The 15,539-nt window shown below is 62.4% G+C and carries 15 protein-coding genes; 9 read left to right on the forward strand and 6 right to left on the reverse strand.

Annotation, left to right across the window (positions count from 1 at the left end; genetic code table 11):
* Nucleotides 1–38: 38 nt before the first annotated feature.
* The 3 genes from AC5O5R_RS15855 to AC5O5R_RS15865 all read right to left on the reverse strand — a co-directional run bounded on the left by AC5O5R_RS15855 (nucleotide 39) and on the right by AC5O5R_RS15865 (nucleotide 4,024).
* Complete coding sequence (locus AC5O5R_RS15855; protein WP_172227362.1) at nucleotides 39–1,409, reverse strand: MFS family transporter; 1,371 nt, start codon at nucleotides 1,407–1,409, stop codon at nucleotides 39–41.
* Between the two features lie 280 nt (nucleotides 1,410–1,689).
* On the reverse strand, nucleotides 1,690–2,613 hold the full coding sequence (locus AC5O5R_RS15860) for a LysR family transcriptional regulator (RefSeq protein WP_172227360.1): 924 nt from the start codon (nucleotides 2,611–2,613) through the stop codon (nucleotides 1,690–1,692).
* Between the two features lie 118 nt (nucleotides 2,614–2,731).
* A complete protein-coding gene (locus AC5O5R_RS15865; protein WP_172227358.1) occupies nucleotides 2,732–4,024 on the reverse strand; it encodes a dicarboxylate/amino acid:cation symporter in 1,293 nt (430 codons plus the stop codon).
* 488 nt (nucleotides 4,025–4,512) lie between these two features.
* Here AC5O5R_RS15865 and AC5O5R_RS15870 point away from each other — a divergent pair, with 488 nt between their 5' ends.
* From AC5O5R_RS15870 to AC5O5R_RS15910, 9 genes are all read left to right on the forward strand, one after another.
* Complete coding sequence (locus AC5O5R_RS15870) at nucleotides 4,513–5,043, forward strand: thiamine pyrophosphate-binding protein (protein WP_110744360.1); 531 nt, start codon at nucleotides 4,513–4,515, stop codon at nucleotides 5,041–5,043.
* The gene (locus AC5O5R_RS15875; RefSeq protein ID WP_172227356.1) at nucleotides 5,031–5,627 is read left to right on the forward strand and encodes a thiamine pyrophosphate-dependent enzyme; all 597 of its coding nucleotides are present in this window, start codon (nucleotides 5,031–5,033) and stop codon (nucleotides 5,625–5,627) included. The genes AC5O5R_RS15870 and AC5O5R_RS15875 overlap by 13 nt, the downstream gene beginning before the upstream one ends.
* A 71-nt stretch (nucleotides 5,628–5,698) precedes the next feature.
* Nucleotides 5,699–6,862: an acyl-CoA dehydrogenase family protein gene (locus AC5O5R_RS15880; RefSeq protein ID WP_172227354.1), complete on the forward strand. Its 1,164-nt coding sequence runs from the start codon at nucleotides 5,699–5,701 to the stop codon at nucleotides 6,860–6,862.
* Nucleotides 6,863–6,918: 56 nt separating this feature from the next.
* Nucleotides 6,919–8,115 carry a CaiB/BaiF CoA transferase family protein gene (locus tag AC5O5R_RS15885; RefSeq protein WP_172227352.1) on the forward strand — a complete coding sequence of 399 codons (1,197 nt, stop codon included), beginning with the start codon at nucleotides 6,919–6,921 and terminating at the stop codon, nucleotides 8,113–8,115.
* Between the two features lie 50 nt (nucleotides 8,116–8,165).
* Nucleotides 8,166–8,915 carry an electron transfer flavoprotein subunit beta/FixA family protein gene (locus tag AC5O5R_RS15890; RefSeq protein ID WP_172227350.1) on the forward strand — a complete coding sequence of 250 codons (750 nt, stop codon included), beginning with the start codon at nucleotides 8,166–8,168 and terminating at the stop codon, nucleotides 8,913–8,915.
* Nucleotides 8,915–9,844 (forward strand): electron transfer flavoprotein subunit alpha/FixB family protein, encoded by a 930-nt coding sequence (locus AC5O5R_RS15895; RefSeq protein ID WP_172227348.1) that lies wholly within the window; start codon nucleotides 8,915–8,917, stop codon nucleotides 9,842–9,844. The genes AC5O5R_RS15890 and AC5O5R_RS15895 overlap by 1 nt, the downstream gene beginning before the upstream one ends.
* Before the next feature lie 14 nt (nucleotides 9,845–9,858).
* On the forward strand, nucleotides 9,859–10,701 hold the full coding sequence (locus AC5O5R_RS15900; protein WP_172227346.1) for an HTD2 family dehydratase: 843 nt from the start codon (nucleotides 9,859–9,861) through the stop codon (nucleotides 10,699–10,701).
* A complete protein-coding gene (locus AC5O5R_RS15905; RefSeq protein ID WP_172227345.1) occupies nucleotides 10,698–11,513 on the forward strand; it encodes an HpcH/HpaI aldolase/citrate lyase family protein in 816 nt (271 codons plus the stop codon). Before AC5O5R_RS15900 ends, AC5O5R_RS15905 begins: the two co-directional genes overlap by 4 nt.
* A gap of 184 nt (nucleotides 11,514–11,697) precedes the next feature.
* Nucleotides 11,698–12,267 (forward strand): TetR/AcrR family transcriptional regulator, encoded by a 570-nt coding sequence (locus tag AC5O5R_RS15910; RefSeq protein WP_172232676.1) that lies wholly within the window; start codon nucleotides 11,698–11,700, stop codon nucleotides 12,265–12,267.
* A gap of 52 nt (nucleotides 12,268–12,319) precedes the next feature.
* Here AC5O5R_RS15910 and AC5O5R_RS15915 read toward each other — a convergent pair whose 3' ends face one another.
* The 3 genes from AC5O5R_RS15915 to AC5O5R_RS15925 form a co-directional block, all read right to left on the reverse strand.
* Nucleotides 12,320–13,363 (reverse strand): hydroxyacid dehydrogenase, encoded by a 1,044-nt coding sequence (locus AC5O5R_RS15915; protein ID WP_172232673.1) that lies wholly within the window; start codon nucleotides 13,361–13,363, stop codon nucleotides 12,320–12,322.
* Nucleotides 13,364–13,375: 12 nt separating this feature from the next.
* Entirely contained in the window at nucleotides 13,376–14,731 is a 1,356-nt protein-coding gene (locus AC5O5R_RS15920; RefSeq protein ID WP_494514530.1) for an MFS family transporter, read from the reverse strand.
* A 126-nt stretch (nucleotides 14,732–14,857) separates the two neighbouring features.
* The gene (locus tag AC5O5R_RS15925; protein WP_172224682.1) at nucleotides 14,858–15,514 is read right to left on the reverse strand and encodes an alpha/beta hydrolase; all 657 of its coding nucleotides are present in this window, start codon (nucleotides 15,512–15,514) and stop codon (nucleotides 14,858–14,860) included.
* Nucleotides 15,515–15,539: the final 25 nt, after the last annotated feature.

Here is a 15,539-nt window from a genome sequence, read left to right on the forward strand (position 1 = left end):
TAGTGGTAAAGATACCCGGCGGCTGCCCGAGCCAGGATTCAGCCCCTCGCGTTGGAGTACGCAGCGCCGCCGCGCAAGCCGGTGTTCTCCTCCACCGCCCCGGTGCCGTCGAGGTAACCATGTTTGCGCAGGTCGGGCATGAGTACGGCAGCCAGCAGCGTAATGGCGCTCATGGCCGCCACGTAATAGTAGAAGTACGACTCCACCCCCGCGCCGCGCAATGACAGTGCCACGTACTCGGCCGTGCCGCCACACAACGCATTGCCCAGTGCGTAAGGTAAGCCTACTCCCAGCGCGCGAACGGTGGCGGGGTACAGGTCAGCCTTGAGCACGCCGGTCACTGGCGTATAGAACGCTGCAATCAGCAGCCCTAGCATCACCAGCGCAAAGGCCTCGTACGGGTTGCTGACGCTCTTCAGGCCCGTGAGCAATGGCACGATCAACACGCTCGACAGCAGGCCGAAGGCAATCATGCTGTTACGCGAGCCGATACGATCGGCCATCATCCCGAACACCGGCTGCAGACACATGAACACCACCAGCGCGGCGGTCATGATGAAGCTGACCGTCGAGGGATCGAAGCCGGCCGACACCACCAGGTATTTCTGCATATAGGTGGAGAAGGTGTAGAAATGGAGCGAGCAACCGGCCGTAATGGCGATGGTCAGCAACAGAGCCTTCTTGTGCTTCATCAGCGCTTTGATCGAGCCGGCTTCCTTGTGTTTCGCGCCCTGAGCATGGGCGGTCTCAAGCATTGAACGGCGCAGATATACCACCACCAGTGCGCTCACCGCACCGATGAAGAACGGAATACGCCAGCCCCAGGCCTTGAGCTCCTCGATCGGCAGCACGTTCTGCAGCACCACCACCGTGAGCAGCGCGAGCAGCTGGCCGGCGATGATGGTGAAATACTGGAACGAGCCAAAGAAGCAGCGCTTGCCCTTGCGGGAAATCTCGCTGATGTAGGTGGCTCCGGTGCCATATTCAGCACCGACCGAGAGCCCCTGCATCAGGCGGGCTATCAGCAGCAGCACAGGAGCTGCCATGCCTACGGACTCATAAGTGGGCAGCACGGCGATCATCAGCGAGCCGCCACACATCAGGAACACAGAGATGATCATGGAAAACTTGCGACCACGGGTGTCGGCCAGGTAACCGAAGATCCACCCGCCCAAGGGGCGCATGAAGAAGCCCACGGCGAAGATCCCGGCAGTCGCCAGCAACTGCGTGGTCTGGTCGCCCTGGGGGAAGAACAGGGCCGCGAAGTAGATCGAGGTATAGGCGTAGATGAAGAAGTCGTACCACTCCACCAGGTTGCCGGAGCAGGCACCGAGAATGGCGCGGATTCGTTGGCGGTTGGTCAGGTTGTGGATATCAGGCGCAGCGGGATTGTTATTGTTGGCGTGCATGGGGCAACTCCAGATCTAAGGCAAACGCAAGGCAGGAACGACAGCGTCGGTTTACGTTCGATTGGTCGGCTTGGAGTCGAGATGGGAAAAAGCGGGCGGCAAAACGCAAGGCGATGAAACGCGCATCATGAGGGGTACCTACTGGGATCTATTATTTTACAAGTCAGCGAAAGCGCACTGACTTTTATTCCCGAGCAAAGCTACGCCCTCGCTTGAATAGCGGCCAGACCCGCTACCCTCTAGCAGTTATGCCTCAATTGAATAGCTGACTGTGGTTGCGTCACAGCATATGCCCAGCCCAGATACCTTCGGCCACCAGCTCCGAGGCAATATCGACGAAGGTCTGGCCGACATAGCGGGTTGCCGGGCTCACCTGGCGATCGGCCGGCAGCACCAGCACCAGTTTGCGCATGGGCGTGGGGTCGACCAGCGGTGCGGCGCACAGAGTGCCGTCGTTCAAGCGCGAGTAGATCGACGCCAAGGGCAATGCGGTGTAGCCGAAGCCATTGCGCACCAGGTCGATCATTGCGCCGAATGAATCCGCCTCGACGCTGGTGGTGATCTTGAAGCCGCGCTCCAGGGCACATTGGTCCATGATCTTGCGCAGCCCATGACGGGGGCTGGGCAAGACCATCGGTTCACTGGCCAACTGTGCGAATGGTACCGCCGTATCGAGACCCAGCCCAGAATCGGGAGGGCCGACAAGCACCAGGTTTTCCATCATCACCGGTTCGATGCGCAGTGTATGCAGGGGCTGCGGATCGTAGGAGATCGCGAGTTCCAGTTCGCCGCGCTGCAACCAGTCCAGCAGGTAGCCGCTGAAGGCCGATGAAAAGCGGATGGACAGGTCCGGGTGGGTGTCGCTGATGCGCTTGACCAGCGGAACCGTGACGATCTCGGCGATGGTCGGCGTGGTGCCGATGGCGACCATGCCGCGAAACGCCGCGCGGCCGCCGGCCACCGAGGTACGAATGGATTCCAGCTCGTTCATGATGCGGGTGGCCCGCTCCAGCACCTCGAGCCCCGCTGCGGTGATTTCCATCCCACGGCCATGGCGCTCGAACAGATAGACGCCCAGCTCCTTTTCCAACTGCCGGATCTGCCGACTCAATGCCGGTTGCGCCACGTGCAGCCGGTCCGACGCCTTGCTCAAGCTGCCAAGTTCTGCCACGTGGATCAGGGTTTTAAGTTGCGTTACGTCCATCGTTAAGCCACTAGCAGGGAGAGGGGCGCCATTGGAGCGGCGTGTTTGACAGTCTAAAGACAGCCCGGGGCACCAGCTATAGAATTTGAGCATAGCAGTTAGAAGCCGAGCGCCTGGCTCAACCTATTGGCTTATCTGCTTGCGGGAGAGTAGCGCGTGGGGTTGGCTGCTCCACCTCCGGTTCCTGCAACTCCCCTTCCCATTTGGCCACCACCGCAGTGGCGATCGAGTTACCCACGGCATTGGTGGCCGAACGCCCCATGTCGAGGAAGGTGTCTATGCCCAAAATCAGCAGCAGCCCCGCTTCGGGAATATCGAACTGAACCAGTGTTGCGGCAATCACCACCAACGATGCCCGAGGCACCCCTGCCAGCCCTTTGGAGGTCAGCATCAAGGTCAGCAGCATGAGGATCTGTGTGCCGAGGGTCATCTCTACACCGTAGGCCTGTGCGATGAACAGCACGGCAAAGGTGCAGTACATCATCGAGCCATCGAGGTTGAACGAGTAGCCCATTGGCATCACGAAACTGGAAATCTTGCGGCTGACCCCAAAGCGGTCCAGCGCCGCGAGGAGTTTCGGGTAGGCTGATTCCGAGCTGGCAGTGGCGAACGCCAGCAGAAACGCCTCCTTGATGAGTGCCAGCAAGGCGAACACCCGCCGGCCCAGGAACATCGCACCGGCCAGCACCAGCAACATCCACAGCAAGACCAAGCCCAGATAGAAGTCGCGCATGAACACGGCGAACGTGGCGAGGATCGACAAGCCATTGACTGCCACCGTGGCAGCCATCGCCGCCATGACGGCCAAGGGCGCCAGCTTCATGACGTAGCCGGTGATGAGCAGCATGGCCTGCGCCAGCTCATCGGCCAGGCGTACCAGGCCCTTGGCTTTTTCCCCCAGCGCCGCCAGGGCGACTCCGAAGAACAGCGAGAACACCACGATCTGCAGGATCTCGTTGTTGGCCAGTGCCTCGGCGAATGACCTGGGTACCAGGTGGGTGACAAAGGCCTTGAGGGTAAAGGCTGAGGTCTGCAGCGAAGTGGTTTCACTCACGTCCGGCAGTGGCAGTGCCAGGTGCAGCCCTGGTTGCAGGATGTTGGCCATCATCAAGCCTACCGCCAGCGACAGCAGCGAGGCCGTCAAGAACCACATCATGGCCTTGCCGAATACCCGCCCCACTGCACCGGCATCGCCCATGTGGGCGATGCCTACCACCAGGGTGGAAAACACAAGCGGCCCGATCAGCATCTTGATCAGCCTCAGGAACACGTCCGAGATCACCGAGATGTACCCGGCGGTATGGGCGGCAGCGGCTTTGTCCGGGCTGGTAAGAAAAATGACGTAGCCGATCATCACGCCGAGAAACATGGCCAGCAGTATCCAGCCCGCCAACGGTAGTTTGAGTCTCATTGAGCACCTGTATTCAAGCAATAGGATCCGTCACCGCCTGAGCAGTGCATTACGGAACGAAGTAGGACAGTGCAAGGTGCCGGAACCGGCAGGGCGAGGTTGGCGTATCGGCCAATGGCGGCTCGGCAATGAGCCACCCGGCGAGTGTGCGCAGGTAACGAAGCATCATGGACAACCCTCGATCTTATTGTTGTTTTGATTCGACAGCGGCGCGGCCGCAACCGAGTGGACAACCTAACGTCTTTGCCTGCGGCCCATAAGCGCTGCATGTGTCTATCAGCTATGCCCGCTTTCTATAGAGGCAGCCGCTCCTGCGCGAGCCAAGCCTGCCCCCATCCGGCAGCTGGCCACACCAAACGCCGACCCGCCATTCCATGGGCCAACCTATGCCGGCCCGGCATATCTCAAAGAAAAAAACGGTAGTCGTCGTGCACCTCAACTCCCCCCATCATGTGGAAAAACAAAAGCAGCACTGCCGGGAGATACGCATGTCATCGCAAGAAGCTGAACAGAACTGGCAAGAGGACGTGTTCCGTGTCCTCAAGGCCCACGACGTCAAGCACGTCGTGTTCGTCCCGGATGCCGGCCACTCGGCAGCCATCCGCATGTCCTACGCCGACCCCGATATCAAGGCCGTTGTGCTTACCACCGAAGAAGAAGGCATCGGCTACCTGGCCGGCGCCTGGCTGGGCGGCGAACGCGGCGCCCTGCTGATGCAGTCGAGCGGTGTCGGCAACTGCATCAACACCCTCGCCCTGCAGAACTGCGCCGGCTTCCCGCTGTTGATGGTGGTGACCATGCGTGGTGACTGGGCCGAGTTCAACGCCTGGCAGAACCCAATGGGCCAGGCCACCGAAGCGTCCCTGAACCTGATGAAGGTGATGACCTGGCGCGCCGACCAGCCAGAGGACGTCGCGCCCCTGCTGCATGGCGCCGCCACCATGGCCTTCAACGGTGATGCCGCCACTGCCCTGCTGCTCGGCCAGCGTCTGATCGGAGAAAAGAAATGGGTCAAGTGAGTGCCAACCACGTGCTGTGCCGCCGTGAAGTCGTCCGTTCCCTGCTCGCCGATCGCAACGATGTGCTGGTGGTCACCGGCCTGGGCTCGGCCTCGTACGATGTAATGGCCGCTGGCGATCATGCCAACAACTATTACCTTTGGGCCGCCATGGGCAGCGCCATCACTGTCGGTTTGGGCCTGGCCAATGCGCAACCGGACAAGAGCGTGGTGGTGATCACCGGCGACGGCGAACTGCTGATGGGCTTTGGCGCCCTGGCCACCGTTGCCCTGCAGCAGCCGAAGAACCTGACCATCGTGGTGCTGGATAACGGCCACTTCGGCGAGACAGGCATGCAGGTCAGCCACGCCGGGTTCGGCATCCAGCTCGAGCGGGTCGCCGATACCTGCGGTTTTGCCTGGACCCAGGAAATCCGTGAGATGGACGGCGTGCATGCTTTGCGCGAGCGTTTCGCCAACCGCGATGGCGTCAAGCTGGCTACGGTGAAAATCAAGGCCGAGAACCCTCCGCGCGTATTGCCGCCGCGCGATGGCCATTACGTCAAGAACCGCTTCCGCGCTGCCCTGGGCTTCCAGCCAATCTGACCGTGTTACAGGGTCGGCCGGCGGCCGAACCACGATGACGCTGCCGGCCCGGCCCACCTTGGAGAATGATGATGCACGACAACAATAACGAAGAACTCAAGGCCATTCGTGAGGGTGTCCGCGCCCTGTGTGGCGACTTCCCCGCCGAATACTGGCGCAAGATCGACGAGGAAAAGGGCTTCCCTGAAGCCTTCGTCAAGGCCATGACCGACGAGGGTTGGCTGTCGGCGATGATTCCGGAAGAGTTCGGCGGCTCCGGCCTGGGCCTGGCCGAGGCGTCGGTGATTCTCGAGGAGGTCAATGCATGCGGCGGCAACTCCGGCACCATCCATGGCCAGATGTACAACATGTTCACCTTGCTGCGTAACGGCAGCGAAGAGCAGAAGCGCTACTACCTGCCCAAACTGGCCAGCGGCGAGCTACGCCTGCAGTCGATGGCCGTGACCGAGCCGTCCACCGGCACCGACACCACCAAAATCAAGACCACCGCGGTTCGCCAAGGTGACAAGTATGTAATCAATGGCCAGAAGGTGTGGATCTCGCGTGTGCAGCACTCCGACCTGATGATCCTGCTGGCCCGCACCACCCCGCTCGCCGAGGTGATAAAAAAGGTCGATGGCATGTCGATCTTCCTGGTCGACCTGCGCGAGGCCATCGGCAACGGCCTGACCGTGCAGCCGATCGCCAACCTGGTGAACCACGAAACCAACGAGCTGTTCTTCGACAACCTGGAAATTCCCGCTAGCAGCTTGATTGGTGAAGAAGGCAAAGGCTTCCGCTACATCCTCGACGGTCTCAATGCAGAGCGCACCCTGATTGCCGCCGAATGCATCGGCGATGGCCGCTGGTTCGTCGAGAAAGCCAGCCAGTATGCCCGTGACCGCGAGGTGTTCGGCCGGCCGATCGGCAAGAACCAGGGTGTGCAGTTCCCCATCGCCGAGGCCCACATCGAGATCGAAGCCGCCGACCTGATGCGCTGGCGCGCTTGCGCCGAATACGACAGCGGGCGCAACGCCGGGGCGGCCGCCAACATGGCCAAGTACCTGGCGGCCAAGGCCAGCTGGGAAGCGGCCAACGCCTGCCTGCAGACCCACGGCGGCTTCGGCTTTGCCAATGAATACGACGTAGAGCGTAAATTCCGTGAAACCCGCCTGTACCAGGTGGCGCCGATCTCGACCAACCTGATCCTGTCCTACGTGGCCGAACACCTGCTGGAGCTGCCGCGCTCGTTCTGATCCGTACTACCCCCCTGTGCCGCACGGGGGCCTGTCATAACAAGAGAGACAACACCATGAGCCAGCCCATCCGCCCCCTTGACGGCATTACCGTCATCAGCCTTGAACACGCGATCGCGGCGCCCTTCTGCACCCGCCAGCTGGCCGATCTCGGCGCCCGCGTCATAAAGGTGGAGCGCCCCGGCAGTGGCGATTTCGCCCGGGGCTACGACCAGCGGGTCAACGGCCTGGCCTCGCATTTCGTGTGGACCAACCGCTCGAAAGAAAGCCTGGCCCTGGACCTCAAGCAGGAAGTCGCCAGCGACATCCTTGATCAGTTGCTGGAGCAGGCCGATGTGCTGGTGCAAAACCTGGCACCGGGTGCGGCCGCGCGCCTGGGGTTGAACTTCGAGGCGCTGCACGCGCGATTCCCGCGGCTGATCGTCTGCGATATCTCGGGCTACGGCGCGGGCGGCCCCTACGAACAGAAAAAGGCCTATGACCTGCTGATCCAGAGCGAAGGCGGTTTCCTGTCGGTCACCGGCGGGCCTGGCGAAGAAGGGATGGCCAAGGCCGGCAACTCGATCGCTGATATCGCCGCTGGCATGTATGCCTATACCGGTATCCTTTCGGCGGTCCTGTTGCGGGAAAAGACCGGCATCGGCAGCCAGGTGGAAGTGTCCATGCTCGAGGCCTTGGTAGAGTGGATGAACTACCCGCTCTACTACGCCTACGAGGGCGCCGCACCACCGCCACGTGCTGGCGCGGCGCACGCCACCATCTATCCGTATGGCCCCTTCCCGGTGGGCGACGGCAGCACCGTCATGCTGGGGCTGCAGAACGAGCGCGAGTGGCAGCTCTTCTGCGAACAGGTGCTGCAGCAACCGGAACTGGCCAGTGATGAGCGCTTCAGCGCCAATTTCACGCGCGTGACCAATCGCGATGCGCTGCGCGGACTGATCGTCGAGGCATTTGCTGCACTGGACTTCGACACTGTGATAGGGCGCCTCGATGGGGCCAGCATCGCCAATGCCAAGGTCAATGACATGCAGGGCGTCTGGGCCCACCCGCAACTGCAGGCCCGCGACCGCTGGCGGCGCATCGACACTGCCGCCGGCCCGGTGCCCAGCCTGTTGCCGCCGGCCACCAGCAACGCCTATGCGCCGCGCATGGACCCTGTCCCCGCCTTGGGCCAGCACAACGAAAGCATCCTTACCGAGCTCGGCCTGCCCCATGAACGTATTCAGCAACTGCGCACTGCAGGGGTCATCTGACCCCTCTTTTTTCACGCCGTTGCCAACGCTTAAACAGAGTATCCCTGCCTATGAAAGTGCTCGTCGCAATCAAACGAGTGGTCGACTACAACGTCAAGGTTCGCGTCAAAGCGGACAACTCCGGCGTCGACCTTGCTAACGTCAAGATGTCCATGAACCCCTTCTGCGAAATCGCTGTGGAAGAGGCCGTGCGCCTGAAGGAAAAAGGTGTTGTGACCGAGATCGTCGTGGTATCCGTCGGCCCGACTACTGCCCAGGAGCAACTGCGTACTGCCCTGGCCCTGGGTGCCGACCGGGCCATCCTGGTCGAAGCCGCTGACGAACTGAACTCCCTGGCCGTGGCCAAGGCGCTGAAAGCCGTTGTCGACAAGGAGCAGCCGCAGTTGGTGATACTCGGTAAACAGGCCATCGACAGTGACAACAACCAGACCGGCCAGATGCTTGCCGCGCTGACCGGCTACGCCCAGGGCACCTTTGCCTCCAAGGTCGCCGTGGCGGCTGACAAGCTCGAGGTTACCCGTGAGATCGACGGCGGCCTGCAGACGGTGGCCCTGAACATGCCAGCCATCGTCACCACCGACCTGCGTCTGAACGAGCCGCGCTATGCGTCACTGCCGAACATCATGAAGGCCAAGAAGAAGCCGCTGGAAATGGTCACTCCCGACGCGCTGGGCGTATCACTGGCCTCCACCAACAAGACCCTCAAGGTTGAAGCCCCGGCTGCCCGCAGCGCGGGCATCAAGGTCAAATCGGTGGCCGAACTGATCGAGAAGCTGAAAAACGAAGCGAAGGTGATTTGATGAGCATTCTGGTAGTTGCTGAACACGACAATCACACCCTCGCCGCCCCTACGCTGCACACCCTGGCCGCCGCCCGCCAGATCGGCGCCGACATCGCGCTGCTGGTAGCCGGCCAGGACGTGGCCGGTGTGGGGTTCGCCGCCGCGCAGTGCGCTGGGGTGACCAAAGTGCTGCTCGCAGACGATGCTGCCTACGCCCATCAGCTCCCGGAAAACGTGGCGCCGTTGGTGGCCAACCTGGGTCGCGACTTCAGCCATGTGCTGGCCCCGGCCACCAGCAACGGCAAGAACCTCTTGCCGCGGGTGGCCGCGCTGCTGGATGTCGACCAGATCTCAGAGATCATTTCGGTCGAGTCCGCAGACACCTTCAAGCGTCCGATCTACGCCGGCAATGCCATTGCCACGGTGCAATCCAGTGCTCCGGTCAAGGTCATCACCGTACGTTCCACCGGGTTTGAAGCCGCGCCGGCAGAAGGCGGCAGCGCGCCAATCGAGGCGCTGGCGGGGGCTGCAGATGCAGGTCTGTCGGCCTTTGTCGGCGAAGAGCTGGCCAAGTCCGAGCGCCCCGAACTGACCGCCGCCAAGATCGTGGTGTCCGGCGGCCGGGGCCTGGGCAACGGTGACAACTTCAAGCACCTGTACAGCCTGGCCGACAAGCTCGGCGCTGCGGTCGGTGCTTCGCGCGCCGCGGTGGACGCAGGCTTCGTGCCTAACGACATGCAGGTCGGGCAAACCGGCAAGATCGTGGCGCCGCAGCTGTACATCGCCGTGGGTATCTCCGGCGCTATCCAGCACCTGGCCGGCATGAAGGACTCCAAGGTCATTGTCGCTATCAACAAGGACGAAGAGGCACCTATCTTCCAGATAGCTGATTACGGCCTGGTCGGCGATCTGTTCGAGATCGTCCCGGCACTGACTTCGACGCTGTAAAGGACTATAAGAAAATGAGCTCACCCGCACTCCAAACATGGATCGGCCGCAGCGAGACCGTCCATGACCGCATCAGCCATAACCTCGTCAAGCGTATTGCCGCTACCTTGAGCGAGCCGGCTCCCGCCCCTGGCGACGCCTTGCCCGCGCTCTGGCACTGGGCGTTTTTCCAGGAGCCGGTCGAAGCGGCCGGGCTGGGTGGCGACGGCCACCCAGCCCGGGGCGGTTTTCTGCCGCCGGCGGACAACCGCAACCGCATGTGGGCCGGGGGGCGCATGGAGTTCATGCGCCCGCTGCGGGTCGATGCCCAGGTATCCCGCCGCTCGACCATCCTCAATGTCGAGGAAAAGCACGGGCGCACCGGCTCCCTGCTGTTCGTCACCGTGCAGCATGAGTACGTGCAGGATGGGCAGCGGGCCCTGGTCGAAGAACAGGACATCGTCTACCGCGAGCCCTCGCCACCCAAGCTTGGCGGCACCGAGCCGATGCCCCACGGCGATTGGAGTGAAAACGTTCAACCAGATCCTACCCTGCTGTTCCGCTATTCGGCGGTGACCTTCAACGGTCATCGCATCCATTACGACTGGCCATATGTCACCGAAACCGAAGGTTACCCGGGGCTGGTGGTTCACGGTCCGCTGATCGCCACGCTGAACCTTCGCGCCTTCGTGCGGGCCAATCCGCAGTTGAGCGTACGCCGTTTCAGCTATCGGGGTGTGCGCCCGCTGATCTGCCCGGATGCGTTCGAGGTCGGCGGACGGCTGACCGGCGACGGCAAAGCGCAGCTCTGGGCGGGCAATCCGGCAGGCCAGGCGCAGGTAGGCGAAATTGAATTCGTCCAGAGGGCACGCTCATGAATACAGAAATCGTACGCAGCGCGCTGTTTGTACCGGCCACCCGCCCAGAGCGCATTCCCAAGGCCCTGGCCAGCGGCGCCGACCGCGTCATCGTCGATCTCGAGGATGCCGTTGAAGAAGCGCTCAAGGAACAAGCGCGCGACAACCTTGAGCTGTTTCTCCGCGACCAATCCCAAGCCCAGGTGCTGGTGCGCGTCAACGCGCCAGGCCACTGGGCCCATGAGGCCGACCTGGCGCTGTGCCAGCGCCACGCCGGGGTCGTCGGCATCTTGCTGCCAAAGGCCGAAACCGTCGGCCAGATCGAGCGCGTGCATGCCACCGGCAAAGCGGTGTGGCCGATTATCGAAAGTGCCAAGGGCCTGGCTGCCCTGCCCGTCCTGGCGGCTGCAGCAGGCGTCGATCGGCTGTCGTTCGGCAGCCTGGACCTGGGCTTGGACCTCGGGCTGAACACCGGCAGCGCCGCTGCCGAACAGGTGCTGGGCCATGCCCGCTACGCGGTGCTGCTGCACAGCCGGGTCGCCGGGCTGGCCGCGCCGCTGGACGGCGTGTTCCCGGCCATTCAGGACACCGACGGGCTGCAGCGCCAGGTGCGTTTCGCCCGGGACATGGGCTTTGCCGGCGCTCTGTGCATCCATCCTGGCCAGGTCAACGTGATTCACGCCGCGCTCAAGCCCTCGGCAGCCGAGCTGGACTGGGCGCAGCGGGTGGTTGAACACGCTGAAACTGGCGCCGGCGTATTCACCCTCGATGGCCAGATGGTCGACGCCCCCGTGATCCTTCGCGCCCGGGCCATGCTGCTCCAAGCCGGCTGAAGCCTCCGTTATCGCTCCCGGCACCGCACACCACCTCTGTTCTGACGCGCAGCGGTGAGCGGTACCGGGGGCACCTATCCAGAGAGGTGCCACATGTGTCTGCTCACTGGTACACCCCGGCCCCGGCGCCACTGCAAACGCCTGCTCTGCCAGGTGCTGCGAGCACTTTCGAGGTTGCCGGCCTATGCTTGAAGCCGCCCGTGCCTGTCCCTCCTCCCTGACCCAGGCTGCAACCGAACTGATGGTCGAGATTGGCTATACCGCCATGACCATGAGAAAGCTGGCCCTGCGCGTCGGCATTCTTCCCGGCAGCCTTTACCATCACGTCGATTGCAAACAGGATCTGCTGCTCAATGTGGTGCTGGAGATCATCGAACGCCGCAAGCAGGCCTGGGAAAACGGCGCCCAACCTCAATCTCTGCATGCTTATGTGCGTTTTGCGCTGGCACGGCAAGTGGCCCTTCCCCAGGAGGAGATGGTCCTTCGTCACGAAGTCAGGCACCTGGACGACCGCCACCGGCTCTGGCTGGAGCGGGCAATGGGGCAACTGGCCGAGCCACTCCGCCAGATTATCGAGGGGGGGTGCGCTCTAGGCCTGTACCGCGTGAGCGACCCTGCCCGAACTGTCGTTGCCATCTTGGCGATCATCGAGAGCGGCAACAGTCTGCGGGTTGGCAATACGGTCTTCGATGAAAATTGGATCGAGCAGCACATCTTGCGGATGTGCAATGCCTTGCTACAGCCCGATCACTGACCTAAGCCGTCTCTGGCGGAACAGCGCCCGCCAGAGCACGCTGCAAGCGGTACTAGGTATCGCGATGATCCTTGCCCCTTAGCCGTTGCCGGAACGCTTCAAACGCCTGCGGATTGACCATGCGTGGCCCCGGCTCCCCGCGCAGCAACTGCAGAATCTGCTCTGCCGCCCACGCGCCCATGCGCTTGCGCGCCTCGCGCGTGACGCCTGCGGTGTGATACAGGCCGACCACGTTTTCAAGGCCAAGCAAAGGATGATCCAGCGCAGGCGGCTCTTGGTCCCAAACGTCGATTCCCGCAGCGCCAAGATGGCCGCAGGCCAACGCGTCATAAAGGGCGACCTCGTCATGCAAGCCGCCACGTGCAGTGTTGATGAATACAGCCCCTTTGCGCATCGCTGCGAAAGCCGACGCGTTCATGAGGTTCAAGGTCGAGGCCAGACGTGGGCAATGCAGCGAGACTACATCACTGTGCTGCAACAGGCTCTGCAACGTGCAACTGGTAGCGCCCCGTTGGCCGATCTGTTCCGCGCTCAGCAGGGGATCATGGGCCAGGACCTGCATGCCCAGGGCCTGGGCTATGCACGCGACACGTGTACCAATCTCACCGATACCGATGAGACCCAAGCTTTTGCCGCACAACTCGCTACCCATCAGGTCTTCGCGAGAAAAGCCGCGATCCCGGCGCAAGCGCCGGTCCGATTCGCTGATCCGCCGCGCGCAATCGATCATCAACCCCACCGTGGCTTCGGCCACCGATTGGGCGTTGGCGCCCGATTGGTTGACGACCAGGACACCCGCGCGAGTGCAGGCTTCGACATCCACCGTGTCAAAGCCTGCACCATTGGTAGAGACACAAAGCAGGTCAGGCAACTGCCCGAGCAGCGCCTCGGTAATACGCCACTGCGGTGGGAGCTCGTCCCGCGCCGAGGGTATCTGAAACACCTGGCAACTGCGCAGCGCCTGCAGGATGACGCCAGGCGACTGGTCACGGGCAACGGTTTGCAGCACGACACCTGGCGAAGCCTCGAACGTCTGGGCCATCACCGGGTGATACCAGACGTCGAAGCGCACGATCTTTTTCCTTTCAGCAGTCATGCTCGCCTCGCCTCAATGGCTGGGGTGGGTAGGGAGGGATTTACGCCCCATGAACTTGCGTACGCCGATGTTCTCCTCAACCTTGCCGTCGCCATCGAGATAACCATGCTTGCCCAGGTCTGGCATCAACAAGGCCGACACCAGGGTGATGGCGCCGATGGCCGCCACGTACAGGTAGAAGTACTGCTCCATTCCCACAGAGCGGAAGGACAGCGCCACATACTCGGCCGAACCGCCGAACATCGCGGCCCCTACGGCGTAAGGCAGGCCCACACCCAGTGCGCGCACAGTCGGTGGATAGAAGTCGGCCTTGAGCACCCCGGTGACCGGTGTATAGAAAGCTGCAATCAGCAAACCGGCGAGCACCAGCCCAAACGCTGCGAGCGGGTCCTGCACTGTCTTGATCGCGGACAGCAACGGGATAACCAGGAAAGTGGACAGCAGGCCGAACAAGATCATGTTGCGGCGCACGCCGATTTTGTCTGCGAGCATGCCGAACACCGGCTGCGCCAGCATGAAGATCACCAATGCGCAAGCCATCATGATGCTGACCGTGGGGGCCGGAATGCCGACACTCACTACCAGGAACTTCTGCATGTACGCGGTAAAGGTATAGAAGTACAGCGAGCAGCCGATGGTGATGGTGAAGGTGAGCAGCACCGCGCGCCGGTGTTGCATCAGGCCCCGGAGCGAGCCGGATTCCTTGCTCTTCATCCCTGCTTCAGTGGCTGTCTCGCGCATGGTGCGGCGCAGGATGACCACCACGATCGAAGCCAGCGCGCCGATCAGGAACGGCACCCGCCAGCCCCAGGCCTTCAGGTCCTGTTCCGACAGCACCAGTTGAAGTACCGCTACCGTCAGCAGCGCCAGCAGTTGCCCGGCAATGATCGTCATGTACTGGAACGAGCCGTAGAACGAGCGCTTCCCGGCGCGGGATACCTCGCTGATGTAGGTGGCGCCAGTGCCGTACTCGGCGCCCACCGACAACCCTTGCATCAGCCGCGCGATCACCAGCAGCACCGGCGCGGCGACACCCACCGTGGCATACGTGGGCATCACCGCGATCATCAACGAGCCGCCGCACATCATGAACACCGAGATGATCATCGAGATCTTGCGCCCCCGGGTATCGGCGATATAGCCGAAGATCCAGCCGCCCAGCGGGCGCATGAAAAAGCCGACGGCAAAGATGCCGGCCGTCGCCAGCAGCTGGCTGGTCTGGTCGCCAGCGGGGAAGAACAGTGATGCGAAGTAGATGGAGGTGTAGGCATAGATGAAGAAGTCGTACCACTCCACCAGGTTGCCGGAACACACGCCCACAATTGCGGTTGTACGCTCTTTGCGCGTCAACGGACGTGCCGTGCTCATGTCTGCATTCATGATCGCTTACCCTTGTTGTTATTTTTGTGCCAACTCGGGTACAGCTTTGCATAGCTTCGTTTTGGGGGAAGAGGCGCCTCGGGTCTAACAGCTATGCCTGGCAGGCATGGCCATCTACACCGGGCTTTCGGGCAGTTTGTCCTGCAGATAGCGGCAGACTTCTTCTGCGACCCGGCTCAGGCAGCCTTTGAAGAAGTGGTCGGCGCCGGCGTACACCGATACGCGGCGGTGCTCGCCAGCGGCCCAGTCCATCAGGCTGACCAGGGGCGCCATCTGGTCACACTCGCCGTGCACCAGCAGGCAATCGTCGGGCAGGTCCGGCGCCGGGTAATGGCGGCCCCCCGGTACATCGCCGACCGGCAGCCCCAGCAGGGCCAAGGCGTCGAACTCTCCGACCGATGCGCAGGCCAGCCTTGCGAACACATGGGCGCCGAAAGAGAAACCGATCAAGGCGATGGGCCGCCCTGGCATGATTCCAGCCATGTGCTTGAGCACCGACTGGCTGTCCGCAGTCTCGCCGATGCCGCCATCATGACTGCCCTCGCTTGACCCCACCCCACGAAAACTCGGCCGCACCACCAGCCAGCCGCTGGCACACAACTGCCGGGCAAGGGTCACTGGCACGATGTGCCGGGGGCTGCCGCCCAACAGTGGTTGCGGATGGCTAACAATAGCCACCCCCTTCGCTGAGGTTGATGGATGATCGAGCAGCAGGTGGAGCTTGCCCACTGGGCCATCGATCAGCAGCTCTTCACGGTCCAATTGTGACATTGCAATTGTCTCCTCGATGGTTGGC

Source organism: Pseudomonas sp. 8_5_2, assembly GCF_059295255.1.